This window comes from Serratia oryzae, assembly GCF_001976145.1.
Classification (GTDB): Bacteria; Pseudomonadota; Gammaproteobacteria; order Enterobacterales; family Enterobacteriaceae; genus Chania; species Chania oryzae.
In genome coordinates, this window is record NZ_MOXD01000046.1 from 1 (window position 1) to 1,298 (window position 1,298).

Annotated in this window: 1 pseudogene; it reads left to right on the forward strand. The window is 57.4% G+C overall.

Annotated features, from left to right (window positions below):
* A pseudogene (locus BMI79_RS22805) lies at positions 1-1,298 on the forward strand (hemagglutinin repeat-containing protein); the annotation flags it as partial.

Consider the following 1,298-nt stretch of genomic DNA (forward strand, 5'->3'; position numbering starts at 1 on the left):
GTCGCTGACAGGCACCTCGCTGCTCAACAACGGCGTGATTGCCGGAGTTAATCAGCTTAACGCTGAGATGAGCGGTAACATCGGCCAGCAGACTGACGGGCAGATACTGAGCAATGGCACGGCCACCTTGAAAGCGAATCAGGTGGATAACCAAGGGCGTATCCAGGCCGGAACGCTGGGCGTAGAGGCGGCAGCGCTCACCAACACCGGACTCCTGCTGGGACAAGAGGCGTTCAGTGCGCAACTGAGCGGTGTGTTCCGTAACCTGGCCGCGGGCGATGTGCGCAGCCAAAACGGGCTGCAACTGACGGCAGCAGGGCTGGATAACGTGGGCTCTGTCCAGAGTACCGGAGGCAGTACGTTAGTGCTGACCAACCCGGTGCTCAACACGGGCACATTGGTAGTGGGCGGTGCCTTGGAGCTTAGCGCCCCCAGCCTGACTAACAGCGGTTGGTTGCAGGCGGGCAGCCTTACCTTTAACAGTAATCAGTTGGATAACACCGGTACATTGATTGCGGCGGGCAATAGCGGGCTGACGCTCACTGTGTTCAACAACCTGGGTATGTTGCAAGGCGAGAGCCTGCAACTGAATACTGGCAGCCTGAGCAATGCCGGTACGTTGTTGGCCACCCGACAACTGGCAGTGCAGGCGCAACAGATCGATAACGGGCAAAACGCCAAGTTGTTCAGCGCAGGCGATCTGACGCTGGTCAGCGGTGCGCTCAGTCAGTTTGGGCAACTGGTGGCACTGGGCAATATTGCGCTGACACTGAATGATGCGTTTGCACAACAAGGTACCCTGGCGGCAGGCAATACGTTACATCTTTCCAGCCAGGGGGACATCACGCTGACGGGCACCACGCAGGGCCAGAGCCTGGCGATTTACAGTGGTAGGCAATTCACCAACGTCGGTACAGTGCGCGGTGGCAACGGTGACGTGCGGATTGAGGCAGTCGGTATCACACAACATGCAGGCTCTAGCCTGCAATCAGGTGGCCTGGTCCAGTTATTCAGTGGCAGTGTCATCAATAACCACGGTTTTATCGGCACCGCAGGCGATCTGCTGCTGAGTGCAGTGAGCCAACTGTTCAACAGCGGTATGCTGTACAGCGGTGGCAATATGCACCTGCTGGCGGACCGTATCACCAACCAGTACGGTGATATTCTGGCAGGCAACAGCCTGTGGATGCAACGCGATACCGCAGGTAATGCCAACAGCGAAATCGTCAATACGTCTGGCACCCTCGAAACCGAAAACGGCGATATCACCCTTAACACCGCACATTTGCTGAATCAGC